This window comes from Mucilaginibacter gynuensis, assembly GCF_039541195.1.
Classification (GTDB): Bacteria; Bacteroidota; Bacteroidia; order Sphingobacteriales; family Sphingobacteriaceae; genus Mucilaginibacter; species Mucilaginibacter gynuensis.
In genome coordinates this window covers 26,282-50,971 of record NZ_BAABFT010000023.1, presented here as the reverse complement: position 1 = coordinate 50,971, position 24,690 = coordinate 26,282, and the positions used below count along the sequence as shown (strand labels likewise).

At 43.8% G+C, this 24,690-nt stretch carries 22 protein-coding genes; 6 read left to right on the top strand and 16 right to left on the bottom strand.

What is annotated here, in order from left to right; genetic code table 11:
- Positions 1-2 precede the first annotated feature (2 nt).
- From ABD894_RS25860 to mnmE, 3 genes are all read right to left on the bottom strand, one after another.
- Complete coding sequence (locus tag ABD894_RS25860; protein ID WP_345213995.1) at positions 3-1,121, bottom strand: tyrosine-type recombinase/integrase; 1,119 nt, start codon at positions 1,119-1,121, stop codon at positions 3-5.
- Positions 1,122-1,123: 2 nt separating this feature from the next.
- Positions 1,124-1,690, bottom strand: coding sequence for a helix-turn-helix domain-containing protein (locus tag ABD894_RS25855; RefSeq protein WP_345213994.1), 567 nt, complete (start codon positions 1,688-1,690; stop codon positions 1,124-1,126).
- Between the two features lie 383 nt (positions 1,691-2,073).
- Positions 2,074-3,456, bottom strand: coding sequence for a tRNA uridine-5-carboxymethylaminomethyl(34) synthesis GTPase MnmE (gene mnmE, locus ABD894_RS25850; protein WP_345213993.1), 1,383 nt, complete (start codon positions 3,454-3,456; stop codon positions 2,074-2,076).
- 99 nt (positions 3,457-3,555) lie between these two features.
- Here mnmE and ABD894_RS25845 point away from each other — a divergent pair, with 99 nt between their 5' ends.
- Both ABD894_RS25845 and ABD894_RS25840 read left to right on the top strand, forming a co-directional pair.
- Complete coding sequence (locus tag ABD894_RS25845) at positions 3,556-4,614, top strand: nucleoid-associated protein (RefSeq protein ID WP_345213992.1); 1,059 nt, start codon at positions 3,556-3,558, stop codon at positions 4,612-4,614.
- A gap of 103 nt (positions 4,615-4,717) precedes the next feature.
- Entirely contained in the window at positions 4,718-5,122 is a 405-nt protein-coding gene (locus ABD894_RS25840) for a DUF1761 domain-containing protein (RefSeq protein WP_345213991.1), read from the top strand.
- A 102-nt stretch (positions 5,123-5,224) separates the two neighbouring features.
- Here the strand turns inward: ABD894_RS25840 and ABD894_RS25835 are convergent, their stop codons facing one another.
- The 10 genes from ABD894_RS25835 to ABD894_RS25790 form a co-directional block, all read right to left on the bottom strand.
- Positions 5,225-5,992 carry a 3-keto-disaccharide hydrolase gene (locus tag ABD894_RS25835; protein ID WP_345213990.1) on the bottom strand — a complete coding sequence of 256 codons (768 nt, stop codon included), beginning with the start codon at positions 5,990-5,992 and terminating at the stop codon, positions 5,225-5,227.
- An 11-nt stretch (positions 5,993-6,003) separates the two neighbouring features.
- The gene (locus ABD894_RS25830) at positions 6,004-6,876 is read right to left on the bottom strand and encodes a sugar phosphate isomerase/epimerase family protein (RefSeq protein ID WP_345213989.1); all 873 of its coding nucleotides are present in this window, start codon (positions 6,874-6,876) and stop codon (positions 6,004-6,006) included.
- Positions 6,877-6,929: 53 nt separating this feature from the next.
- Positions 6,930-8,180, bottom strand: a complete 1,251-nt coding sequence (locus ABD894_RS25825; protein WP_345213988.1) for a nucleoside permease — start codon at positions 8,178-8,180, stop codon at positions 6,930-6,932.
- A gap of 41 nt (positions 8,181-8,221) precedes the next feature.
- Positions 8,222-8,722 (bottom strand): c-type cytochrome, encoded by a 501-nt coding sequence (locus ABD894_RS25820; RefSeq protein ID WP_345213987.1) that lies wholly within the window; start codon positions 8,720-8,722, stop codon positions 8,222-8,224.
- Positions 8,723-8,804: 82 nt separating this feature from the next.
- Positions 8,805-9,860 (bottom strand): sugar phosphate isomerase/epimerase family protein, encoded by a 1,056-nt coding sequence (locus ABD894_RS25815; RefSeq protein ID WP_345213986.1) that lies wholly within the window; start codon positions 9,858-9,860, stop codon positions 8,805-8,807.
- A gap of 17 nt (positions 9,861-9,877) precedes the next feature.
- A complete protein-coding gene (locus ABD894_RS25810; RefSeq protein WP_345213985.1) occupies positions 9,878-11,029 on the bottom strand; it encodes a Gfo/Idh/MocA family protein in 1,152 nt (383 codons plus the stop codon).
- 56 nt (positions 11,030-11,085) lie between these two features.
- Complete coding sequence (locus ABD894_RS25805; RefSeq protein ID WP_345213984.1) at positions 11,086-12,534, bottom strand: Gfo/Idh/MocA family oxidoreductase; 1,449 nt, start codon at positions 12,532-12,534, stop codon at positions 11,086-11,088.
- 33 nt (positions 12,535-12,567) lie between these two features.
- Positions 12,568-14,286, bottom strand: coding sequence for a GMC oxidoreductase (locus ABD894_RS25800; RefSeq protein WP_345213983.1), 1,719 nt, complete (start codon positions 14,284-14,286; stop codon positions 12,568-12,570).
- A gap of 2 nt (positions 14,287-14,288) precedes the next feature.
- Complete coding sequence (locus ABD894_RS25795) at positions 14,289-14,834, bottom strand: gluconate 2-dehydrogenase subunit 3 family protein (protein WP_345213982.1); 546 nt, start codon at positions 14,832-14,834, stop codon at positions 14,289-14,291.
- 141 nt (positions 14,835-14,975) lie between these two features.
- Positions 14,976-15,890 carry a sugar phosphate isomerase/epimerase family protein gene (locus ABD894_RS25790; RefSeq protein WP_345213981.1) on the bottom strand — a complete coding sequence of 305 codons (915 nt, stop codon included), beginning with the start codon at positions 15,888-15,890 and terminating at the stop codon, positions 14,976-14,978.
- 286 nt (positions 15,891-16,176) lie between these two features.
- On the opposite strand from ABD894_RS25790, the gene ABD894_RS25785 reads away from it, so the two are divergent.
- On the top strand, positions 16,177-16,863 hold the full coding sequence (locus ABD894_RS25785; RefSeq protein WP_345213980.1) for a hypothetical protein: 687 nt from the start codon (positions 16,177-16,179) through the stop codon (positions 16,861-16,863).
- Positions 16,864-16,939: 76 nt separating this feature from the next.
- On the opposite strand, the gene ABD894_RS25780 is transcribed toward ABD894_RS25785, so the two are convergent.
- Positions 16,940-17,437: an FKBP-type peptidyl-prolyl cis-trans isomerase gene (locus ABD894_RS25780; protein WP_345213979.1), complete on the bottom strand. Its 498-nt coding sequence runs from the start codon at positions 17,435-17,437 to the stop codon at positions 16,940-16,942.
- A gap of 25 nt (positions 17,438-17,462) precedes the next feature.
- Positions 17,463-19,475 (bottom strand): thioredoxin domain-containing protein, encoded by a 2,013-nt coding sequence (locus ABD894_RS25775; protein ID WP_345213978.1) that lies wholly within the window; start codon positions 19,473-19,475, stop codon positions 17,463-17,465.
- A gap of 371 nt (positions 19,476-19,846) precedes the next feature.
- Here ABD894_RS25775 and ABD894_RS25770 point away from each other — a divergent pair, with 371 nt between their 5' ends.
- The 3 genes from ABD894_RS25770 to ABD894_RS25760 all read left to right on the top strand — a co-directional run bounded on the left by ABD894_RS25770 (position 19,847) and on the right by ABD894_RS25760 (position 23,181).
- A complete protein-coding gene (locus ABD894_RS25770) occupies positions 19,847-22,150 on the top strand; it encodes an ATP-dependent helicase (RefSeq protein ID WP_345213977.1) in 2,304 nt (767 codons plus the stop codon).
- A gap of 182 nt (positions 22,151-22,332) precedes the next feature.
- Positions 22,333-22,686, top strand: a complete 354-nt coding sequence (locus tag ABD894_RS25765) for a helix-turn-helix domain-containing protein (RefSeq protein WP_345213976.1) — start codon at positions 22,333-22,335, stop codon at positions 22,684-22,686.
- A gap of 210 nt (positions 22,687-22,896) precedes the next feature.
- The gene (locus ABD894_RS25760) at positions 22,897-23,181 is read left to right on the top strand and encodes a hypothetical protein (RefSeq protein ID WP_345213975.1); all 285 of its coding nucleotides are present in this window, start codon (positions 22,897-22,899) and stop codon (positions 23,179-23,181) included.
- A 21-nt stretch (positions 23,182-23,202) separates the two neighbouring features.
- On the opposite strand, the gene ABD894_RS25755 is transcribed toward ABD894_RS25760, so the two are convergent.
- Positions 23,203-24,645, bottom strand: coding sequence for a tetratricopeptide repeat protein (locus ABD894_RS25755; RefSeq protein WP_345213974.1), 1,443 nt, complete (start codon positions 24,643-24,645; stop codon positions 23,203-23,205).
- Between the last annotated feature and the right edge of the window lie 45 nt (positions 24,646-24,690).

The window sequence follows — 24,690 nt, the reverse complement described above, 5'->3', positions numbered from 1 at the left end:
AATCAAAAACCCTCAATACTCACAACAATCCGGTTCGCCGCCTCCCGCTTCTTTTCGTCAACAACCTTGGTGTAAATTTGCGTTGTCTTCACATTGCGGTGTCCCAACATTTTTGAGACCGTATAAATATCTGTGCCTGCGGCTAATTGCAGTGTTGCATAAGTGTGTCGGAAACAATGGAAGGTGATTTTTTTCGTGATACCCCCACCTTTAAGCCACTCCGGCAACCAGGTTCTGACAGAATTATAATTCAATCCGCCAAAAATGCGATTATCGTCATCCATTCTTTCCCCCAACAGCTGAAATGCCTGATCCGAGATAGGCAGCAATTCTGCGCCGGTTGTTTTCTCCTGCCTGAACTGCACTTCATATTCACCTTCCTCCCCCCTCAGTTGCCCCCATTTTAACGCGTTAATGTCTGAGAATCTGAGTCCGGTAAGACATGAGAAGATTGCCGCCTTCTTATAATCTTGATTAGCTGATTTTGTGCGAATGAGACGTTTAAATTCAGTAAGTGATAAGTGTTCGCGATGGGTCTCTTCCGATTTTATCCCGTCAACCATTTCCCTGAGATTCGTTGTAATCAGTTGAGCTTTAAACGCCGGTTTAAGCATCGCCCGGAATTTTCCAAAATAGCTAACTGCAGTGTTTACACTTATTGGTTTTTTTCGCCGATTTATTGAAGGGCCGGACAACATATAGTCTCTATATTCCTCACAAAAAGATAACGTGAGGTCACTGAACCTGAAATCCTCCCCTGCATAACTGATAAAATACCGAACGCCCATCTGCCAGTTATCGAAATTCGATCCCACATTCTTGGCTGCGGCCTTTCGAAAATAATCGACAAAACTGCCGTTTCTTTTTTCGTCAGATATAAATCCGAAACGCTTATTTTGAACTTCCAGTTGGCGCATAGCCCGCACATTCTCAGCGAGCGCATTCGTTTGCCTGTTATGATTTCTCTCGATCTCATTTTTGGGATTTTCAAACGTATGTAGATCTAAAAATTCAAATCGGGTTAGTTTACCTGTATCAGGGTGTAAAAAACCTGGGTAATAATCTAGGAAAAGTGAATTTTTACCAGTAGCCAATAATCTCTTTCTTAATTTCACATTCATACTTATAAACCTTTAAAAATCCTATCAATCTTAATTTTGGGCACATAAACGAACTTCCCCTGTTGGATCTTGGGAATATTATTTCTTTTTATAAAAGCGTAAAATGCTTTGCCTGACATACCCGCCCGCTTTTCAGCCTCCGCAATTGTATAACATTCTTTAATTTTATAGCTTTTTCCTCTCCCCTCGCTAGCATCGTTCTGTGCTAACCGTTCAGTCTCGAATAATCTGTCAATATCGACCCGCCGTATCAGTGTTTTTCTCATAGCAAAATTGATTCCCGTTAGCATGCCGTCATTGATCATCCGGCGGATGGCTTTAGCTGAACTATTCAATAATATCGCAGCATCCTTAACGGTAAGAAAATTCTTATCAGCAATAAAAATTGTCGTGCGGGTCGAAATTTGGCTCATTTCCCGATTGCTCTCCTCCACTTTCACATTTCTGATCCTGGCTTTATATGCGCGCTTTGAACAATCGTCACCACAATACTTGGTCACAGTAGTTTTTGCAATGAATGCAGTATTGCAGTGCAGGCAAATCCGCTTAATTCGAATATTGGAACTCATCTTTTAAAATCCTCGGTTCGTATTTAAAAAAAATTATTTAATGTCGTCATCAGTAGTTATCTCCCCTGTTATCTTCCCATCGAATATTTCGATTTAAGTTCAAAATCGAAGTTACCGGTTGTCTTCTACCCAAATTAAGGGTCAATAAGAGCATATAAGAGTAATTAAGCATCATTAAGAGCTTATAAGGGTTTTCATGACCCTTCATTTCACTAGTTTTTTTCATCAGTTACAAATCCTATTTTCAGTTACAACTCAGTTACAAAAATAATCCAAACAACACGTGACGACCAAGAAATAACGCAAAAAAAAACGCCTCAACTATTTGATAGCGAGGCGTTTATTTGTTTTGTTATATCTTTACTTTGCGATACTTTGCTGCTCTACTTGCCGATACAAAACTTACTGAATATATTCTCCAGCAAGTCATCTGTAGTAACAGCACCTGTGATTTCGCCGAGGTAATGGAGGGCTTGTTTGATGTCCATGGCTAAAAAGTCGGAGGTGATGTAGGTGTCTATGCCGTTGAGTACGCGTACAAGGGCTTCTTCGGTTTTTTGGAGGGCTTCGAGGTGGCGGATGTTGGTTACGAGGGTTTCGTCGCCGGTGAGTTGTTGCTTTACGGCGGCGTGGTATATCTTTTGTTTCAGCTCGTCTATGTGTTGTTTTTCTTTGGCCGATATCAATATGGCATCCGGTGATATTGCAGTAAGTTGATCCTCGCTTAGCAAGTCTATTTTATTGGCGACTACCAACATGGTTACACCGGGGCGTTGCAGACTTTCTATATCACTATTCAACTCTTCGGCAGTAATTTGTAATGCATCAAAAACATAAACCAACAGTGCCGACTGATCTATCTTTTCCATGGTGCGCTGCACTCCTATTTGCTCAATGGCATCGGTAGCTTCGCGGATACCGGCGGTATCAACCATCCGGAAGTTAATGCCATTAATGTTCAGTACCTCTTCAATGGTGTCGCGGGTGGTGCCGGGGATGTGGCTCACAATGGCTCTTTCCTCGTTTAACAGCGCGTTCAACAAGGTCGACTTACCTGCGTTTGGCCTGCCGGCTATTACAGTATTTACGCCCTGTTTGATCACGTTACCCAACTCGAAAGAACGAATCAGGCTGCCGATCACTATCGTGGTATCATGTACCAGTTGTTTCAGTTGGTCGCGGTTAGCAAATTCAACATCTTCTTCCGAAAAATCGAGCTCCAGCTCAACCAACGATGCAAATTGCACCAGTTGCGCGCGCAGACTTTGTAACTGATTGCTAAATCCGCCCCTTAACTGCTGTAAGGCAACCTGTTGCGATGCTTTGGAGTTAGATGCAATCAGATCGGCTACCGCTTCGGCTTGCGATAGATCTAATTGACCATTCAGAAACGCACGCAGGGTAAATTCCCCAGGCTTAGCTGAGCGCGCGCCGCTTTTTATCAGCAGCTTGATAATACTCTCCAAAATATAGTTAGACCCATGGCAGGAGATCTCCACCACGTTTTCGCGGGTGTACGAACGCGGACCAACGAACAACGATACCAACACTTCGTCCAAAATCATATCGCCATCAACAATATGGCCCAAATGTATGGTGTGCGAGGCCTGTTTGCTCAAATCCTTCCCTTTAAAAACACGGTTGGCAATATTGATAGCATCATAGCCAGAAAGACGGATGACACCTATGGCCCCTACCCCATTTGGAGTGGCCAGTGCAACAATAGTTTCTTCGGGATGTACGGGTTGGCTCAAGTCTGATCTCATTTTTATGTATAGCCTACAAAGGGCTTCTTATAAGGCGCAAATTTCGTTAATTAATTGGCAACATTCATGTCAAAAAAAATAGCGTAATTGGTATCCGATATGATAACTTTTTTTGAAGCTTCGCTTGATAGTATTTCGGTGCACCATGTGGGCAACCAATCGCAAAACGAAATGTACTCATTGTCAGAACATCCGCTCGAATTAAAGGATGAACTGATACCGCGTTTACTGATGCAGTATTTTTTAACCCCGTTTGAAAAAAGTAACGAGGTTTACCACCTGATGCACAACAGCGGCGATGCCAACCTGAACGAAATTTATCATTTCGCTACGCAGGCATTTGAGGATAAAAGCAAGTTTCATGATTCATCGGAGAAGATAGCCAAGCAATTGTACAGCATCTCCAATCACCCCAAAATTAAGTCGGGCGAATTGTATGTGGCGTATTTTAGCCAGGTACAAATTGAGGGCGAACTGCTGGACGCGATAGGCATTTTCAAATCAGAAACTAAAGAAACTTACCTTAAAGTATTTCCGGACAAAGGCGGTTTCAGTATGGATTACGAGGAGAACGCCATCAACATTAATAAGCTAGATAAAGGCTGCCTTATTTTTAATGTAGAAAAGGAAAATGGCTATAAAGTGGCAGTGGTTGATAAAACCAATGGTAACCAGGATACCGCCATTTACTGGAAGGATGACTTTCTGCAATTGAAGATCCGTAATGATAACTTTAACCAAACCAATAATACGCTGAGCATTTACAAAAACTTTGTTACCCAAAAGCTGGATGATGAGTTTGAGTTGAGCAAAGCCGATAAAATAGATCTGCTGAACCGATCAATGAAGTATTTTAAGGAGAAGGAAACCTTTGATATGGATGAGTTTGCAGGCGAGGTGATCGGTAACCCGGAAGCTATAGAATCGTTCAAAAACTACAAACAGCAGTATGTTGAAGAGTTTGAGATGCCTATTCATGATAGTTTTGAGATATCAACCAACGCGGTAAAAAAGCAGGCTAAAGATTATAAAACAGTATTGAAACTCGATAAGAACTTCCACATTTATATTCACGGCGATAAAGAACTAATACAGCGCGGCGTTGATGAGGATAAAGGCATGAATTTCTATAAAGTTTATTTTAAAGAAGAGCATTAATCTACGGTCACCCATCCAAATAAACAACTGTTAATCAAGTCATTCATTTTATCATGAGATAAATAATTCTGTTTATATTTATATAACCTTAATTATTTATCTCATGGACATTTCAACTATCAACTGGCTCGCCGTAGTGGTGGCCGGTATTTCGGCATTCGCGTTGGGTGCTGTTTGGTATGCACCATCAGTATTCGGCAAAGCCTGGCTGGCCGATAACATGCTGACCAACGAAGAAGTTGCTGCCGGGTCAAAGGGCAAAATTTTCGGTTTTACTTTCTTCTTTTCTGTGCTGATGTCGGTCAATTTAGCTATGTTTTTGGCAGATGCCAAGACAGACCTCACCTGGGGCGCTACGGCCGGTTTCCTCGCCGGGATATGGACGTTCAGCGCCATTGCTATACACAGCCTGTTCGAGCTTAAAAGCTGGCGACTGATATTCATTAACGGCGGTTACAGCCTGGTTGGCCTAACTATTATGGGTGCCATCATTGGCGCATGGCGATAATAAAAAAGGAGCTGCATAACAATGCAACTCCTTTTTTATTATGATCGGCTCCTCAAAAGCTAATACCTTTCGAATGACCAATGACTACGGCCTAATGACCAATTACAGTTCCCTGATCCAGATGTTACGGAAGCTGTCCGGCTCGCTTGGGTCACCGTGCGATTGCAGGTAGATTGGCGCTGCACCATGTTTTACATAATGTGGCTTGCCAATATATTGCGTTGGGCCCAACAGTTCGGTGTTATTTTGTACCAGCACACCGTTAAAAAATACGGTTACATGTGCCGTTGTTTTTACCGAACCATCCTCGTTAAAGGTTGGCGCTGTCCAAATCACATCATAAGTTTGCCATTCGCCCGGTTGTTTAATCGGGTTAGCCAATGGCGCAAACTGTTTGTAAATACTGCCTGCTTGTCCGTTTACATACGTTTTGTTTTGATATGAATCCAGTACCTGTAACTCGTAACCTGCATCGCCCTTACCTATTGAGGCAAGGAACACGCCGCTGTTACCACGGGCCTGGCCGCTGCCGGTAATGTTTTTTGGCACCTGCCACTCAATGTGCAACTGGTAATTATTGAATTTGCGTTTGGTTACAATACCGCCTTCTTTTTTATTTACGGTTACAATGCCTTTGCCAACAGTCCATTTAGCGGGTTTGCTGTTGTCATCGGCTGATGACCACTCATCCAGGTTTTTGCCATCAAATAAAATGATCGCGTCTGAAGGCGCGTCGGCTGTTGTTTTACCCGGGGTAACCACCTTTACTTCCGGCGACCATACTTCGGTATCTTCCGGCTTGGCATCCTGCGCGAAAGCCGCGAAGCTGCTGCCTGCCAGCAATATTGTTAATGCTAATTTATAATTCACTTCTTTAAAATTTAAACTGATAATGTTTTTACGTATTTGCAGCTCTCGGTAATGCTTACATAAGCATCAATATTGGTAAAGTTTTCCTGCTCTACAATAAAGTGTTTTACACCGGCTTTACCTGCTTTAGCCAACATAGCCTTGTAATCGATAGAGCCTTTACCAACTTCGGTATTCAGTTCAACATTACTTTTATCGGCATCTTTAACGTGGCAAAGTTCAAACCTGCCCGGGTTTTTGGCCAGTATATCGGCAATATCGTGTCCGGCACGTACCACCCAGTACATATCCAGTTCCAGCTTTACTACGGCAGGGTCTGTTTCTTTTAATATCACATCGTAAAAAGTAGTTCCGTCAACCGGTTTCCACTCAAAATTATGGTTATGGTACGCGAATTTCAGGTTAGCCTTTTTGAGGTATTCCGCAGCAGTAGTAAACTTTTTAGCTATGGCTTTGCATTTATCAGCAGTATCGATCAAATCGCCGCTCATCCAAGGTAATATTACATAAGTTTGGCCGATAGTGTGTGCGGCTTCAATGTAACTATCCAACTCTTCGGTACTGCCTGTACGGAAGTATGATTCGTAACCATAGTGGCCGCTTGGCGATACCAGTCCGTTAGCTTTCAGCAACTCGCCGTAAGCTTTGGCATCCAGTCCCCAAAAACCATCTTTTTTAGAGTAGCCATAAGTTTCAACCTCTTTATAACCGGCTTGCGCCACTTTAGCAGTAACGCCTTTAACATCCTTTGGCAAATAATCGCGCAGACTGTAAAGTTGCAAACCAACTTTGTTTATACCCTTTGCCGAAAGCATTTTGGGGGCTATTAACATAGCCGCGCCGGCTAAACCGGCCTGGGCTAAAAATGTCCTTCTGTTTGTCATATTCAATTTAATGTGTTTGATATAATTCTGTTGCTTTAGTTTAAACCGGGTTATTATAAAATAACTTCGGCATCCTGCGTGTCAACGCCCGGTTGTGTTTCGGTATGGTTTTTATCTTTAAATAATAACAGGAACAACACTAACACCACACCCGCTATACCAGCCGGAATTAACCATATTGATTGCCAGTTGTGTACATCGCCGGTGGTATAAGCATCGTATACTTTACCTGATATTAAAGATCCTATCAGCATACCTACACCGTAAGTTGCCAATGTGATAAAGCCTTGTGCCGAACTTTTGAAACGCTCACCTGCAAGGTTATCGGTATAAATTTGACCTGTAACGAAGAAAAAATCATAGCAGATACCATGTAAAACGATACCGATCAACAGCATCCAGTAGTTGGCTTCGCCATTACCGTAAGCAAATAACACATACCTTAAAGCCCATGCGAACATACCGATACCCAACATTTTTTTAACACCTAAGCGTACAAAAAAGAATGGTATACAAAGCATGAACAAGGTTTCAGATACCTGCCCTAACGATTGTGTAATGGTACTGCCTTTAACGCCTGCATCTTGCAAAAACACGTTAGCGAAACCGTAATAAAATGCCAATGGTATACAAATAGCTACTGACGATATAAAGAATAACAGGTATGATTTATTTTTCAGTAAGCTGATGGCATCTAAGCCTAACACCTCGCCTATGGTTACCTTTTGGCCTTTTTTAACCGGCGGAGTGGCAGGTAATGCAAAGCTCAATAAACCCAAAATGATTGAGGCCGTGCCCGACATTTTGAAAGTATTTACAAGCGCTTCTTCGCCACCTAATTTATCCCAGCTTAACCAGCTTACTAAAAAGCCTGCAAAGATCCATCCTACGGTACCTAATACCCTGATCGGCGGAAACTCTTTGCTCGGATTTTTCATTTGCCTGAAAGCCACTGAATTTACCAGTGCCAAAGTTGGCATATACAAGATCATGTAAAGTAAAATATTCGGGTAAAACGACGCGAAATCGGCCGACATAGACGCGCGCCATAACAAGGCACCCCCTATAAGGTGAAGTACCCCTAATATTTTTTGTGCCGAAAAAAACTTATCAGCTATCAGACCTATAATAAACGGTGCTACTATCGCTCCAATTGATTGTGTTAAATATGCTGTACCAACCTCCGTACCTGACGATTTGAAGTTTTTAATAAGGAAAGTACCTAAGTTTACGAACCAGCCACCCCAAATAAAAAATTCGAGGAACATCATGGTCGATAGTTTGAAACGGGTTAAAAAGGTCATTCTGATTTGGGTTTATTTAATCGGTTTAAATTGTATATAATTTACTTAATTGACAAGATGTATTTTACCATTTCCTTAGCATCGGCTGTTGATACATTGGGGTGCGGCGACATTGGTATTTCGCCCCAGTTACCTTTACCGCCGTCAATTACTTTTTTGGCCAGCATATCAATATTTTCGGCCGTTAGTTTGTACTTTTTGGCCACATCGGCATAAGCCGGACCAACAATTTTGACATCTAACTTATGGCAGGTAAGGCAATCGCTTTTACTCACCAAATCGGCGCCTTTGGCTGATCCTACAGACTTTTCCGCCTTTTCAGGCTTCTCTTTCTTTTCAGGCGCTTCCGGTTTTTCGGCTGCTTCGGGTTTCTCTTCGGGCTTTGCAAGTACGGTGTCAGTATCGGTTGCAGGGGTATCCGCATCGTCAACTTCGGTATGGTCTACCGCGGTAGTATCATTGCTGTTGCTGCCGGTTTCAGTACTGCCGCCGCAGGCCGCTAATAAAAAACAAAGGCCAAGAATTACAAATGTCTTTTTCATAAGGTAAATTTTAATTGACTATTCTGTTTATAACAAAGGGCTACAAACGTGCCCTTTGCTATAACAGGCAATAATCAAACCATTATGATAATCCTAAAAGTTTGTTATTAAAATTATCATCGCCTCCGGCTGATGCAAAATCATCAAAGGCGTGGTCAGTTACACGTATAATGTGGTTCTTTATAAATTCGGCTCCTTCACGTGCGCCGTCTTCAGGGTGCTTTAAGGCACACTCCCACTCCAGCACTGCCCATCCCGGGAAATCGTAAGCAGTAAGTTTACTGAAGATGGCTTTAAAATCAACCTGTCCATCGCCTAACGAACGGAAACGGCCCGCGCGATCAACCCAGTTCTGGTAACCGCCATACACACCCTGACGGCCTGTAGGATTAAACTCGGCATCCTTAACGTGGAACATTTTTATACGTTCGTGGTAAATATCAATGTACTCCAGGTAATCAAGGCATTGCAGCACAAAGTGCGACGGATCGTACAGTAAGCAGGCACGTTTATGGTTGTTCACTTTTTCGAGGAACATTTCATACGTAATACCGTCGTGCAAATCTTCACCCGGATGGATCTCATAGCAAAGATCGATACCGTTTTCGTCAAATACATTCAGGATAGGTTCCCAGCGTTTGGCCAGCTCGGTAAAAGCGGCATCAACCAAACCGGCAGGCCTTTGCGGCCATGGGTATACGGTTTGCCAAATCAAGGCACCGCTGAAGGTAACATGCGCATCCAAACCTAAGTTTTGCGAAGCCTTTGCAGCGTATTTCAGTTGCTGCACCGCCCACTCCTGGCGTGCCTTAGGGTTGTTCTTATAAGCATCGGGCGCGAAAGCGTCAAACAACTGATCATACGCCGGGTTAACGGCTACCAGTTGGCCTTGCAGGTGTGTTGAAAGCTCAGTTATTTCTAACCCGGCTTCGTTCACAATGCCTTTAATTTCGTCGGCATAAGTTTTACTTTCTGCCGCTTTTTGTATGTCGATATAATGCGGATCGTTAGTAGGCAATTGCACGCCTTTATAACCCAGGCCTTTTGCCCACTCGCAAATAGATTTTAAGTTATCAAACGGCGGTTTGGCACCTACAAACTGTGCTAAAAAAATTGCCGGTCCTTTAATGGTTTTCATAATTGGTATTTATTTGATTAGATAACAAAATCGGTCCATTTTTTATCAGATTTGCCCGAAGCGATCACATTTTCAACAAATGCCATGCCCCTTACGCCATCCTCAATACCCGGAAAATCAAGCATCTCCGGCTCCGGTGTTTTACCCTCGATGCCTGCCTTAATAGTAAGCGCGAAGTTTTTATACAAGTTGGCAAATGCTTCCAGGTACCCCTCCGGGTGACCGGCAGGCGCACGCATGTTGGTAGTTACAAATTTACTGGTGTAAGCACCGCCTGTACGCCATATTTCGGTAGGTTTATCCAGCCATTTTATCAAAAGCGTGTTGGCATCATCCTGCTGCCACTCTAAGCCGCCTTTTTCGCCATATACACGGATCTTAACGTTGTTCTCATCGCCTGCTGCAATTTGGGTAGCAGTGAGTACGCCGCTTGCGCCGTTGTTATATTTCAATATTACAGCGCCATCATCGTCAAGCTTGCGGCCTTCTACCACAATGTTAATATCGGCATTTACTTTGGTTACCTGTAAACCGGTAACGTATTCGCTCAGGTTAAAGGCATGTGTGCCGATATCGCCAATGGCACCCGCTATACCGCTTTTACCCGGATCGGTACGCCATGAGGCCTGCTTGTTATCTTCCCCTTCTAAAAAGGTGCTTAACCAACCCTGCGGATACTCTACATATACCTTGCGGATAGCGCCCAGCTTGCCCGATTTAATCACCTGGCGGGCTTCTTTCACCATTGGATAACCGGTGTAGGTATGCGTTAAACAAAACAGTTTATCGCTGGCCTTAACTACTTTTTCAAGCTCTTTAGCTTCTGCCAGGGAAAAGGTCATCGGTTTATCCAATATTACGTGGAAACCATTCTCCAGCGCCAGTTTGGTTGGCGCGAAGTGTACATGGTTTGGCGTAACAATACTGATCACCTGTACACGCTCATCTTCGGGCAATTGCTTTTCCTTTTCAATCAACTCTTCGTACGAGCTGTAAACACGCTCGGGTTTAAGGCCCAGCAGTAAACCGCTGGCCTGTGATTTTTCGGGGTTGCTGCTGAAAGCGCCTGCAACCAGTTCATATTGATCATCTATACGAGCGGCAATGCGGTGTATGGCACCTATGAAGGCACCCTGGCCGCCGCCGATCATTCCTAACTTTAATTTCATCTTCAGTTTTAACAATTATTAAACAGGTTCAATTTCAATAGAGGTTTGCTGCTCAATTAAGCGCCAAACTTCCAGCCTTCCCTGTACTCTCTTTTTACAAACTGGTTAACCGCGTCAAAATTGGTTACTTTAAGGTTTTGGTTATCCCAAACCAGTTTCAGGTCGCGACCCGGGAAGCTGCCTTCGCCTTTCGCGTTTTTAACCTCAACGTTATGCCCGCGGATAGAAAGGTTAGCCATTAACAGCGCCTCAGTAAGCGGACCGGCCAGTTCAAACGGAGAGCTTAGCTCAATTTTACCGTAACCGGCAATACAAGCCTCCACCCAATGCGCGTAGTGGCCATTGTCGCCACCCGGTACACGGGCGAGTGTTTTAGGCACGTTGGCTTCTTTAGTGCGCGATGTTGGCAATAATTGCGGGTTGATACCGTAAGTACCGGCCATCATTTTACCTTTAGTACCGATGAACAGCATACCGTTGCCACCATCTCCAAAGGTTTCATTAGGGCCTAATTCCGCAGGTCTTTCCGGTTGTATACCACCGTCCATCCAGTGTACGGTAACATCTTTTTGAGTTTTGTTGGTTTTAGGGAAGGTAAGCGTAGCATGGGTTGATACCGGACAGCTATCAGGGAAGTAAGCACGTTGCCAGTTATCAACATAAGGGGTAGCCACACTTGATTGCACCTCTTTTATATACTCCAGGTTAAGCACTCTGAAAGGCGCTTCCATCAGGTGACAGCCCATATCGCCCAGGGCGCCGGTACCGTAATCCCACCATCCGCGCCAGTTAAAAGGCACCAGTTTATCAATATAATCTTTATAAGGCGCGGTACCTAACCACAGGTCCCAATCCAGTTCTTTTGGTACAGCAGGTTTGCCTGTAGGCCATGTAATACCTTGCGGCCATACCGGGCGGTCTGTCCAGCAGTAAACGGTATCAACATCGCCTATCAGGCCTGCATCATACCATTCGCGTAACTGCCTTACACCATCGCCAGATGCACCCTGGTTACCCATTTGGGTTACTACTTTATATTTTTTAGCGGCGGCGGTTAAAGCGCGGGCCTCGTAAATATCATGTGTAAGCGGTTTTTGAATATAAACGTGCTTGCCTAACTGCATTGCTGCCAGGCCGATGATGGCGTGGTTATGATCGGGCGTTGAAACCGATACGGCATCAATGTGCTTGGCTTCTTTATCCAACAGTTTGCGCCAGTCTTTATAATACTTGGCTTTTGGGAACTTTTTAACGGTACCTGCCGCGGCGCGGTCGTCCACATCGCACAGGAAAGCGATTTCGGCCTTGCCGCTTTTGTAAAAGTTTTCGATATCGCTGCTACCCTTACCACCGGCACCTACACCGGCAACAATTAGTTTATCACTCGGCGCGGTAAAGCCCTTGCCACCTAATACGTGGCGCGGAACGATCATAAAGCTGGCAGCGGCAACAGCCCCTGTCTTTAAGAAATTCCTTCTTGAAGTTTCATCTGTTTTTTTTAACATGGTAAAGACGTTATATTTTTAAAGATTTACACATTATAAATTTCCTTTATTCATTTCGCTTACCGCATAATCAACCGAGCGGGCGGTAAATGCCATATAAGTAAGCGAAGGGTTTTGGCACGAAGTGGATGTCATACACGCGCCATCGGTAACAAAAACATTTGGCGCGGCGTGTACCTGGTTCCATTTATTGAGTACCGATGTTTTAGGATCGAGCCCCATGCGGGCACCGCCCATTTCGTGGATATCAAGTCCCGGCGCTTTGCCTACTGTTTTATTTACGCTGATATTTTTAAACCCGGCGGTAGTAAACATCTCTGATATTTGCTCCACGTAATCGGTACGCATTTTTTCGTCGTTATCGTCGTAATCAACCGAGATACGTAGCTGCGGGATTCCCCAGGCATCTTTCTGGGTATCATCCAGCTTTACATAATTGCTTTCCTTCGGGATGGTTTCGCCCATCATGTGCGAACCTACATACCACGGACCAAGTTCTACCTTGCCCAATGCCTCTTTAAAGCCCGCGCCTATACCCTCGGCATGGCTGCCCGATGAACGGTAAGCGCCAAAGCCCGAAGCATAGCCGCGCAAAAAGTTGGTATCCTGCTTATACACATTCCTGAAACGTGGAATGTAGCCACCGCCGGCCGGATTGCGGCCTTCTGTGGTCATATCTTTAAAACCATCTACCTCGGCATTGATACTGGCCGTATAAAGGTGGAACGCCACATATTTACCCAGCACACCGCTATCGTTACCAAAGCCATTAGGGAAACGGCTTGACTTTGAATTGAGCAATATGAGATTAGTATTTATTGCCGACGCATTTACAAAGATGATGCGGGCGTAGTATTCAATTTCTTCTTTAGTATTGGTATCTATTATGCGAACCCCGGTCGCTTTGCCTTTTTGGTCATCATAAATGATGGATTGCACTACCGAGAATGGCCTTAAGGTAAGGTTGCCCGATTTTTGCGCCCATGGCAAGGTAGAAGCATTACTGCTGAAATACCCGCCAAACGGACAACCACGCTGGCACAACACCCGTTTTTGGCATTGCACCCTGCCCTGCTCCAAATGGATAGGCTCGGGTTTCGAAATGTGGGCGCAGCGCGCGCTGATCACGTGCCTGTTCTGGTACTTTGATTTTACGTGCTTGCTGAAATAGTTCTCTACCGTATTTAGCGGAAAGCCCGGCAAAAACTCACCATCGGGTAATTCGGGGATACCGTCTTTATTGCCTGATATACCTGCAAATTTCTCTACATAGCTATACCATGGGGCAATATCCTTATAACGGATAGGCCAGTCTACAGCGAAACCGTCACGTGCAGGGCCTTCAAAGTCGAAGTCGCTCCAGCGTTGGGTTTGCCTTGCCCACAGCAGCGATTTACCGCCTACCTGGTAGCCGCGAATCCAGTCGAAAGGTTTTTCCTGTATATAAGGGTGTTCTTTATCTTTTACAAAAAAGTGCGCCGCGTCTTCATGAAAAGCGTAGCAGCGGCTTACTATGGGGTTTTCTTCGCGCACGGCTAACGGCATTTCGCCGCGGTGCTCAAACTCCCATGGGTATTTATTGGTTGTGGGGTAATCAATGATATGCTTTACATCGCGGCCGCGCTCAAGCACCAGGGTTTTAAGCCCCTTGCCGGTCAGCTCCTTTGCCGCCCATCCGCCACTTATGCCCGATCCTATAACGATGGCATCAAAAGTGCGTTCCTTAACGCTATCTATATTTAAATTAGCCATACTTATTTTGATGCTCCCTTTAATGGCGGTTTAACAGGTACGTTAACGAGGTAACGGCCCGGTATTAATTCGTAAACCACACGCTTGGTCATAAAATATTTTGATTGCGTGTAGCACTGCACTGTTTTATCTTTTGCTATCCAGAAGAATTTCTTCAGCTCGGGCGAATAGTTGCCGTTATCTATCCCCAGCAATAATGTTTCGCGCTGTTTGGCAGGCCACAGGGCGAATGGCTTTGTACTCGTTTTAGCAATTAGCTGCGAAAGTTCGCCCAAACCTGTGATGAAAGCCTGCTGATCCTGCTTGCCATAACAATCATCAAGCATGGTTAATACAAACAAATGCAAGCCGAGGTCTTTAGCCCCCGGTGTGGTTGTTTTGGGTATAATGGTTTCAGCAACATCGGCCAGCAGTTTCTCCTGCGCAGGGCTTATGGTAATATTTTTGAGTTGGATAAGCGTTTTACCACCTGCCAGCATATCCGACGGGAACAAGGTTGCTCCGCCAATTATCAATGCCAAATTCTTTAAAGCTATGCGCCTATCCATTAAAATAATTCAGTACGTTGGTTAAAAAAATGATACCAATACAGTATCAACGGTTGATAATACTATTTTTTCGCCCTACAGGCCCTTCAAACATAATAACTTTATTTATAAAAATGTATATGCCATAAATAAGTTACGCTATTAAAAACCCCACTTTTTCATCACTTTCAGGTCGATACCTGCGCTTTCGGTTTGGCCAAGTCCCTGGTATTCTTCTTGCTCTATAACGAAGTGCGTGGTACCGCCCGTTTTACGCGCCGCCTTTAATATAGCCTTCAGCGGCACTATACCTTTACCCAATACGCAGTTCTCGTATTTTACTTTGGGCTCTTTGGCCAGCACCAACTCGTCCTTAACGTGCATCAGCTCGAAACGGCCGGGATATTTATTGATATAATCTAAAGCTTGCGCGCCCACTGTAAACATGTTGCCGATATCCAGTTGCTGGGTAACCAGTTTAGGATCGGTATTTTGCAGCATAAAATCGTACAGGGTGATATCGCCTATTTTGGTGGTAAATTCAAAATCGTGGTTGTGGTAACCGAACTTCATGCCGCTCTTTTGGCATAGTTCGCCATTTTTATTAAACTGATCCATAAAAGGTTTCATGGATTCAGCTGTCATTTGCAAACCGCCGCCTAACGACGGACTGATCACAAAGCGCTGACCTATTTCGGCGGCGTCTTCTACGGTTTGTTTCCAGCTATCGGTAAAATCATTCTTGGTTTTATCCCAATGATCGATGGTCATGGTGGTATGGCCGCTTGGCATTTTCAGGCCCAGGTCATCCAGCAATGTTTTAAACTCTTTAACCGGGTAGCCATAAAACTTACGGTTGTTGTAGTTGGCATGTTCTACGTGAGTATAACCCAGCGCGGCCAGTTTTTTAAGGGTACCGGCGGCATCCTTGTTCATATCATCGCGCACGGTATATAATTGCAGCACCAAACGCTGTATCTTATTATCGGCAGCAAATGTTATTGATGGCAAAACAGCCGCCCCGGCAGCTAAAACAGCCGCACTTTTTAAAAAATCTCTTCGGTTAAAATTGTTCATAATTGGCAGTGTCGCGGTATTAGCAACGGTCTAAGGTAAGTATTAGCATTAAAAATTCTAACGTATATGCCTCATAATTATTAACAAATGCTAAAAAACTATCATGTTTTATAAAAATTTATCAGCACGATAATTTACAGTTAAACCTTGCCGTCATTTCAAGGTCAAACAGTTTGCAATTAGTGGGCTGGTAGGTATATTTTTTGCCATATTAGCCAATTAATTTTAACCGGCACACACATCGGCACGTTTGCGATGTTAATACAACATATTGAGAACTACTCCTGTGAAAAAGATCTATTTAGCCTGCATCCTGTTATTATGTATAAGCACCGGCTTCGCCCAGCAAACTGTTGAGGTAAAAAATAAGTTGGGCGACAATGTTACCGAAAAATATAGCATCCTTAAAGATTCGACCAATGAAGTACGCGACGGACTGTATCAGTGCATTTATGGCAAAAACATAGCTTTCGCCAGCGGCCATTATACCAGAGGCAAGAAAACCGGGTTATGGCACTTTTTTAATAAAAAGGGCCGTTTAATGCAAAACTACAATTACGATATACAAAAGGTACTTTACGAAGCACCTACCGATAGTGCCAAAAATGTAGTTTACGTTGTTGATAAGGAATTTACCGAAAAAGACACCGTGACAAAGCCGATAATTGTAGGCGGCAGTTATTATGGTTACCTGCCTTATGTTAGAAACTTTTATTTGCCGCAAGATATTAAGGGCACCTACATGGGGCAATTTAGCGTAGTGATAGAGCTACTGGTAAGCCCGGGTGGGCGTTTGGCAGATTATAAAGTACATGTTACTGCGCCGGGATATGATAAGGTAGCCAAAATGAGCCTGAAAAATATAAGCGAAGGGGATAAAATATTTATCCCGGCTTATTATAATGGCGAAGCCATATCATCTACGGTGCTTTTAAAATGCCGCATTAATAATAGCGGTAAGCTCGTATTTTAAAATACAACGTTATAAAAATAAAAAGAGGCGCTTTTGTAAGGCGCCTCTTTTGTTATGTATTAAAGTAAATTAACTATTAATGGTGGTGATGACCATCCGGGCCATGCGCGTGACCGTGTGATAATTCCTCTTCAGTGGCAGGGCGTACATTTAATATAGAGCCTTTAAAGTGCAGTTCCTGACCGGCCATCGGGTGATTAAGATCAACAATAACCGCATCTTCAGCTACCGATACAACCTGACCCTGGAAACGGTTACCGTTATTATCCTGTAAAGGGATAATGGTACCAATTTCAGGAATATCTGTACCGCTGAACATTTCTTTTGGCAAATTAGCTACTGCTTCTTCGTCGTATTCGCCATAAGCATCCTCAGCCGATAAGCGGAAATCATACTCATCGCCGGTTGAAAGCGTGCTTAGGTTTTCCTCAAATTTTGGCAACATTTGCCCTGCACCATACAAGAAAGTTAATGGCTGCTCTTGCGTAGCGCTTTCTGTTAAAGCTTCAGTGCCGTCATTATCAACATACAGATCGTAGGTTAATGACACTACGTGTTTTGGTTCAATTTTCATTGCGATTATTTTATAATATAAAAAATTAGGCCTCAATTTGTTTTAAAGCCTCTTCAGTATTACCGGCAGGCAAGGCACAGGTTTTGTCTTTACATACAAAAATCTGTGTTTTACCAATAAACTTGTCTTGCAGCAAAGGTAAACTTCCTGCGTTTCCTCCCAACATAATTTTGTTAGGAATATATGTTTTCTCCAGCTCTTTACGGCGCTCTTCGGCCTCGTTACCGGTAACGGCTATTTCATACACACCAAAAACTTCATCGGTAAGCAGCATTATCCAGTTGGAGTATGACGAACCGTATTTGGCCAGGTGCGGCATAATATTGCGCAATAACTGCGCCGATATTTCAAGGTACTGCTCGTCATCAAACAGCAAACCCAGTTTTTTTAGCACCCTTGCCATTACAGAATTTGATGCAGGCGTAACGCCATCCATTATCTCGCTTTTGCGGGCTATCAACTGTTCATCATCGGCAGCGGTATAAAAGAAGATGCCTCCCTCCGCATCGTAATAATTTGCTATCGCGATGTTGGCCAGTTTGCGGGCATGGGTAAGCCATTCTTCATTGAACGATACTTCATACAGGGCGATAAAGGCATCTATAATATTGGCGTAATCATCTAAAAATGCTATCCCATCGCCACCTGTAACATTTTCCCTGTATACTCTTGAGATACGGCTATCGGCATTTATCAGGTTATTGATAATGAAGCTGGCGTTTGACAGCGCGTATTCATAATACTCCGGCCTGGCAAAAGCGCGGTAGGCATCGCACATACCTTTCAGCATGAGCCCGTTCCATGAGGCCAGGATCTTATTATCCAGTCCGGGGCGGATACGGTGGCTGCGCACCTCGAATACTTTTTGGCGCGCGGCATCAATTTTAGCAGTCAGGGTTTCTACCGTTAGGCCCAGGTCAGCCGCCAATTCGGCATCGGTACGGTTACGGAAAAACACGTTAGTTTCTTCCTCTTCCCAGTTGCCATCTGCTGTTATATTATAGTATATGCAGAACAGGTCGGCATCGTCACCTAAAATAGTTTCAATTTCTGCTTTGGTAAAAGTATAGAATTTGCCCTCTACCCCTTCGCTGTCGGCATCAAGCGCCGAATAAAAACCACCGTCGGGCGAGGTAAGTTCGCGCATTACAAAGGTGATCATGCCATCGGCTATCGCCCTATATATTTCATTGGGTTGCCAGGTGTAAGCTTCGGCATATAAACTCACCAGTTGGGCATTATCGTACAGCATCTTTTCGAAATGCGGCACATGCCAGCGACCATCAACCGAATACCGGGCAAAGCCCCCTCCTACATGGTCGTAAATTCCGCCGAACGCCATTTTGTTGAGCGTAACCAGGGTGGCCTGTTTTATATCATCATCGTGCATTAAATGCGCGTAACGCATCAGGCATTGCCAGTTATTCGGCATCGGGAATTTTGGTGACGAACCCATGCCGCCCTCCTCCTTATCAAAATACCGCTTCCAGTTGTTTATAATAGCCTGTAAATCACTTTTGGTATATTCCTTTTCTTGCTTGGGTACGAAATCAACTGTTTCGTACTGGGTGATACCGGCGGTCAATCGCACGGCATAATCCTCGGCTTCGTCGGGCTTTGTTTTATAAAAATCAGCCAGGTTAAATAGCAGCGAAACCCAATCGTTCTTACGAAAGTAGGTACCACCATAAATAGGCCGCTGATCGGGCAGGCAAATACAGTTGAGCGGCCAGCCGCCTCGCTGCGTCATCAACTGCACGGCACTCATATAGATCTGGTCTACATCGGGGCGTTCCTCGCGGTCAACCTTTATACATACAAAATACTCGTTCATCACCGCAGCCACCTGCTCATCCTCAAAGCTCTCGTGCTCCATTACATGGCACCAGTGGCAGGCCGAATAACCTACACTTACCAATATCAGCTTGTTCTCGTCCTTAGCCTTTTGCAAAGCTTCCGGCCCCCAGGGATACCAGTCGACCGGGTTATTAACGTGCTGTAATAAATAAGGAGATGTTGAATTAGCCAGATGATTCATGCAGTGCAGATTGTATTGTTGTATAATTTAATAAAACGCGAACAGGTGTTTTGTTTTTACAGCCGCAAATCTGCCGCTTATATTTTATTTTTCGATCATCAGTTTGTAGATTGTGGGGAGGAAGATGCAAGAGTTGAGATTCAGGATGCAAGACGTTGAGGGGATTCACCCGATCTACGCTTCGCTGGATCACCCTCTCTGCTGCGCAAAGAGGGCAAAATACATCATTCTGTAAATTCTTGAATTCAGTAAATTCTGGTTCAGACAACTAAATTCCATAAATTCTGGTTCAGACAAAATTTCTATAAATTCTGATTTAGCTTTCGCCCCTAAAACCTTAATTTCGCCTGTTAGAAAAGAGGGAAAGAAATTTGGATTATTTAGAGGGCTTAAATAAAGAACAACGTGCCGCGGTTGAGCAAATTCAGGGGCCGGTAATGATTATTGCCGGTGCCGGATCGGGCAAAACACGTGTAATTACTTACCGGGTTGCACACCTTATACGTAAGGGTGTCGATTCGTTTAACATACTGGTACTTACCTTTACCAACAAGGCCGCACGCGAAATGCGCGAGCGTATTAATAAGGTAGTTGGCAACGAAGCCAAAAATATATGGATGGGTACCTTTCACTCGGTATTCGCCAAAATTTTACGGGTGGAGGCCGATAAAATTGGCTACCCCAACAACTTCACCATTTACGATACCGACGATAGCAAAAGCGTAATACGCGCCATATTAAAGGAGCTTAACCTTGATGATAAGCTGTACAACCAAAACTTTGTGCTCAACCGTATATCGGCAGCCAAAAACAACTTGGTATCGTGGCAGGCTTACCAGCAAAACGAGCAGATACAGGCCGAAGATTTTACCAGCGGCCGTGGCCAGATGGGTAAAATTTACGAAACCTACGCCAGCCGTTGTTTCCGTGCGGGCGCTATGGATTTCGATGATTTGCTGTTTAAAACCAACGAACTATTAAGAGATCATCCCGAAGTGCTTAATAAATACCAGCACAAGTTTAAATACCTGATGGTGGATGAGTACCAGGATACCAACTTTTCGCAATACCTAATTGTGAAGAAACTGGCAGCCGTAAACGAAAACCTTTGTGTGGTAGGCGACGATGCGCAGAGTATCTACGCCTTTCGTGGTGCCAACATCCAAAACATCCTGAACTTTGAGAAGGATTACCCTGATCTGAAGATATTTAAGCTGGAGCAAAACTACCGCTCAACCCAAAACATTGTAAGCGTTGCCAACAGCATCATTTCGAACAATAAAGAGCAGCTTAAAAAGAACGTATTTTCGGAAAAAGAAACCGGCGATAAGATCAAAGTGATCCGTGCTTTCAGCGATAATGAAGAGGGTAAGATCATCTCGGAAGAGATTATGCAGCAGCGTACCACCAACGGGCTTAAATGGAACGATTTCGCGATACTTTACCGTACCAACGCGCAATCACGTTCCATGGAGGAGGGCTTGCGTAAGCTGAACATACCTTATAAAATATACGGTGGTCTTTCGTTTTATCAGCGTAAGGAGATCAAAGATCTGGTGGCTTACTTCAGGCTTACCTTTAATCCTAATGATGAGGAAGCGCTGAAACGTGTGATCAACTACCCGCGCAGGGGCATTGGAGATACCACTATCGACCGTATTATATTAAGCGCGGGCCAAAATAACATTACCCCTTTCGAGGTGATCATGAACCCGGCGAAGTTTTTAGACGGGCGCAGCTCGGCATCGGTGGGTATATTCGCCACCATGATACAAAGCTTCCAAGTGGTTACCAAAACCATGACGGCTTACGATGCCGCCTTGCACATAGCGCAGCATTCGGGCTTATTGAAAGACTTGTACGAGGATAAATCAGTTGAAGGATTAAACCGTTACGAAAACATACAGGAGTTGCTGAACGGTGTAAAAGAGTTTTCGGAACGTGAAGATATTGAAGAGAAAGGCCTCGACGTATTTATGCAGGACATTGCCCTGCTTACCAACGACGATAAGGATAAAAACAAAGACGCGGATACCGTTTCTTTAATGACCATCCACTCCTCAAAAGGTTTGGAGTTCCCGCGTGTACATGTGGTAGGTTTGGAAGAGAACCTGTTTCCGTCGCAAATGTCGCTTAACTCGCGCAGCGACCTGGAAGAAGAGCGTCGTTTATTTTATGTAGCCGTTACCCGTGCCGAACATAAGCTTACCATTAGCTATGCAACCTCACGCTTTAAGTTTGGTACACTGATCAACTGCGAGCCAAGCCGTTTTTTAGATGAGATTGACGCCCGTTACCTTGAACTCGATTTTACAGCTAAACCGGCCCCATCGGCAGGCAGCGGCTCGTTTTTTGATGATGAGCGGAACGCCTGGACCCGCAAAAGCAATACCAGCAGCAGCGGCGATTCTTTTTCTAAACCTAAAGCAGCTACAGCGCCTCCGGTTAAAACAACCTCGGTATTGGCCAAGGCACACGTACCGTCGCCTAATTTTAAGCCGTCGGATACATCAAACCTGCAAGTTGGGATGGAAGTTGAGCACGAACGCTTTGGTTTTGGCAAAGTAATAAGTTTGGAAGGCAATAAACCCGACATTAAGGCTACCATATTTTTTAAAGAGATAGGCCAGAAGCAGTTACTGTTGAAATTTGCAAAACTATTTATCATCAGTTAATTACTTTTCCCCATTTACCCTATTCGGGGATTAATTTCCCCGAATAAAATTCCCCGCTTAAGTTTAGATTAACATTTAATGTTCATTTAAGCAATTTTTAAATGTGGCATATAGTTTGGGTAGTTAATATGATAAGACTACCCTTTCCCTAATTAAACTATTGAGTAAACATTTAGAAGGACATGAGCGAGAAAAAAAAGACTAACAAATCTATTGGCAAAAATATCAGGATATTGCGCCACCAACGTGGCTGGAGCCAGGAAGACGTAGCAAACCGTTTAGGTATTTCTATACCGGCCTTTTCTAAAATAGAAACCGGTGTTACTGACATTAACCTGTCGCGCCTTGAACAAATAGCCAATATATTTGAAGTGGCTGTAGTGTACCTGCTGGCTTATGATATTGAAGAGGCCGAGCCGGAACCTTCAAACCTAAGCGTAGCACAAAAGAAATTATTAGAACGCGAAACCGAAATTGCTACCCTGCAACGTAAGGTGATATTACTATACGAAGAATTGCGCAACAAAAACGCGTAATTTATTCTGCTAATGTGTTCAGAAATTGACACACGTCTGTTTTTGACAACAATCTTGTTTTTACTTAAATTAAATATTGATTAACAATGTTTAGATATAAGAAAAAACAAGATTTTTTTTTCTCAAAATTTCTCACATATTCATCTAATAGCATCTTTTGGCCGTTTTGGAGTAGATATTGTATTATGCTGGCACATCAAGAGAAAGAACATGTCAAATTACTTAATTTCAATATCGAACGACGAGGCGGCCAAAGATGGAATGATCCACGACCCGCAAAGCAAGCTGAAGGTTAAGGCATTTGACCTGCTGAAATCGCGTTTTAAGCCAAGCGAGGGCGAAAAGAGATTTTTTGTTACTACAGATAAAGAGGTACTGGCGTTTGAAACCAAAGGCTACCATAAACACCGAGAATTACTGATACTGCAAATGATATCGTGGTATTGCAGCTACCTCGGCTTATTTGAGGCGCAGATACACCCTACCTGGCCATAAGGGCCGGGTACCCCCCCTACCCTATGATGAAATACCGGTTTTGGCCGGGTTATGCAGCATATCGCTCATCTCGATTATCTTTTCATCAATTTCAGATACGCATTTATCCATCATATCAATACACTCATGCTGATCTACCAAACCTTCTTTTTCGAGGTTCATGAGGCCTTTAAGCGTAGCTATAGGCCCACGGATCTGGTGCGAGAGGTATGATGAGTAATCGGAAAGCTTTTTGTTTTTAACCTGAAGGTCCTTAGTACGTTCATCAATGATCTCCTCGAGGTGATGATTGATACGGTCGAGGTTATCTTTTTGGCGGGATACTTCGAGGTTAAGATCGGTAAGCTGGGCATTGGTTTTGGCCTTGCGTTTAACATTGCCCACCAACAGGGCTATAACTACCAGCAATAAACCGGCTACTGTGGTTACACCCACAAACCTTACCCTGTCGTATTTACGCTGCTGTAATAAAAGATCGCTTTGGCGCTGGCGCGCTTCCTGCTCAAACTGCTTTTGGAGCAGGTTTATTTTAGTTGATTCGTTTGACTTGTGTACCGTGCTATCCTGTCGGTAAATATCGCGAAGGTAATGCAGCGCCTTTTCGTAGTTCTTGCGCTTATACTCTAACTGGTATGAGGTATACTGATAATCGTAAGCGAATTTCTTATCCTTTATAATGTCGGCATAGGTAATACCTTCCTGTACCACATCCTCGGCCTGCATAAATTTATTTTGGGCTACATACAACGATGCCAGGGTTAAGTTAACACTGGCAACAATTTCATTCAAATCTTTCTCCTTAGCCTGCTTATTGGCCTCCAGTAGCAACTTTTCGGCTATATCAAACTTATTGAGGTTAAAATAGATCACCCCGCGGTTATGGAGGCATTTAATAAGATTCTTCTCATCATTCAGCTCCTTAAACAGCACGTTACTTTTATCATAGTAACCCAGGGCCTGGTTATAACTCTTTTGCCTGTATTTGATGTTACCTATATTAAGGTAGAGCTTTGCGATGAGATCTTTATCGTTCAGTTTTTGCGCTATTACCAAAGCTTTACTAAGGTATACGAAGGATTGCTCGTAATCAATATCGCGGTAAAGGTTACCTATATTGTTATATACTTTAGCCTCACTTTGCAAATCATTTATCTTACTGAAGGCGGTTAATGCCTTCATATAATTATCAATAGCTTTCTCGGCCTCGTTCAAATAAGAATACCCTATACCCATTACACGATAGGACTCGCCCGCACCGCGCGTATAGTCGAGTTTCCCGGCCATATCAAGCGCCCTTTGGGCCTCACTAATGGTTTCCTCCGGATCGCGTTCGCGGCTTTCAAAGGCCTGTTTATTTAACGCGATAACAGCATTGGTATCCTGGGCCAAAGCACCGTAAGACGCGCTTGCGTATACAGAACCACAAGATATTAACCAAGCCAAAAAAACCAGGAGTTTGTTCATTAACTGCTATTACGTGCTATTATGGTGAAAGATATAAAGTTAGCA

Excerpts from the sequence above, each read along its gene's own strand:
- ABD894_RS25860 (WP_345213995.1), bottom strand. The coding sequence starts at position 1,121 with ATGAATGTGAAATTAAGAAAGAGATTATTGGCTACTGGTAAAAATTCA.
- ABD894_RS25855 (WP_345213994.1), bottom strand. The coding sequence starts at position 1,690 with ATGAGTTCCAATATTCGAATTAAGCGGATTTGCCTGCACTGCAATACT.
- mnmE (WP_345213993.1), bottom strand. The coding sequence starts at position 3,456 with ATGAGATCAGACTTGAGCCAACCCGTACATCCCGAAGAAACTATTGTT.
- ABD894_RS25845 (WP_345213992.1), top strand. The coding sequence starts at position 3,556 with ATGATAACTTTTTTTGAAGCTTCGCTTGATAGTATTTCGGTGCACCAT.
- ABD894_RS25840 (WP_345213991.1), top strand. The coding sequence starts at position 4,718 with ATGGACATTTCAACTATCAACTGGCTCGCCGTAGTGGTGGCCGGTATT.
- ABD894_RS25830 (WP_345213989.1), bottom strand. The coding sequence starts at position 6,876 with ATGACAAACAGAAGGACATTTTTAGCCCAGGCCGGTTTAGCCGGCGCG.
- ABD894_RS25825 (WP_345213988.1), bottom strand. The coding sequence starts at position 8,180 with ATGACCTTTTTAACCCGTTTCAAACTATCGACCATGATGTTCCTCGAA.
- ABD894_RS25820 (WP_345213987.1), bottom strand. The coding sequence starts at position 8,722 with ATGAAAAAGACATTTGTAATTCTTGGCCTTTGTTTTTTATTAGCGGCC.
- ABD894_RS25815 (WP_345213986.1), bottom strand. The coding sequence starts at position 9,860 with ATGAAAACCATTAAAGGACCGGCAATTTTTTTAGCACAGTTTGTAGGT.
- ABD894_RS25810 (WP_345213985.1), bottom strand. The coding sequence starts at position 11,029 with ATGAAATTAAAGTTAGGAATGATCGGCGGCGGCCAGGGTGCCTTCATA.
- ABD894_RS25805 (WP_345213984.1), bottom strand. The coding sequence starts at position 12,534 with ATGTTAAAAAAAACAGATGAAACTTCAAGAAGGAATTTCTTAAAGACA.
- ABD894_RS25800 (WP_345213983.1), bottom strand. The coding sequence starts at position 14,286 with ATGGCTAATTTAAATATAGATAGCGTTAAGGAACGCACTTTTGATGCC.
- ABD894_RS25795 (WP_345213982.1), bottom strand. The coding sequence starts at position 14,834 with ATGGATAGGCGCATAGCTTTAAAGAATTTGGCATTGATAATTGGCGGA.
- ABD894_RS25790 (WP_345213981.1), bottom strand. The coding sequence starts at position 15,890 with ATGAACAATTTTAACCGAAGAGATTTTTTAAAAAGTGCGGCTGTTTTA.
- ABD894_RS25780 (WP_345213979.1), bottom strand. The coding sequence starts at position 17,437 with ATGAAAATTGAACCAAAACACGTAGTGTCATTAACCTACGATCTGTAT.
- ABD894_RS25775 (WP_345213978.1), bottom strand. The coding sequence starts at position 19,475 with ATGAATCATCTGGCTAATTCAACATCTCCTTATTTATTACAGCACGTT.
- ABD894_RS25765 (WP_345213976.1), top strand. The coding sequence starts at position 22,333 with ATGAGCGAGAAAAAAAAGACTAACAAATCTATTGGCAAAAATATCAGG.
- ABD894_RS25760 (WP_345213975.1), top strand. The coding sequence starts at position 22,897 with ATGTCAAATTACTTAATTTCAATATCGAACGACGAGGCGGCCAAAGAT.
- ABD894_RS25755 (WP_345213974.1), bottom strand. The coding sequence starts at position 24,645 with ATGAACAAACTCCTGGTTTTTTTGGCTTGGTTAATATCTTGTGGTTCT.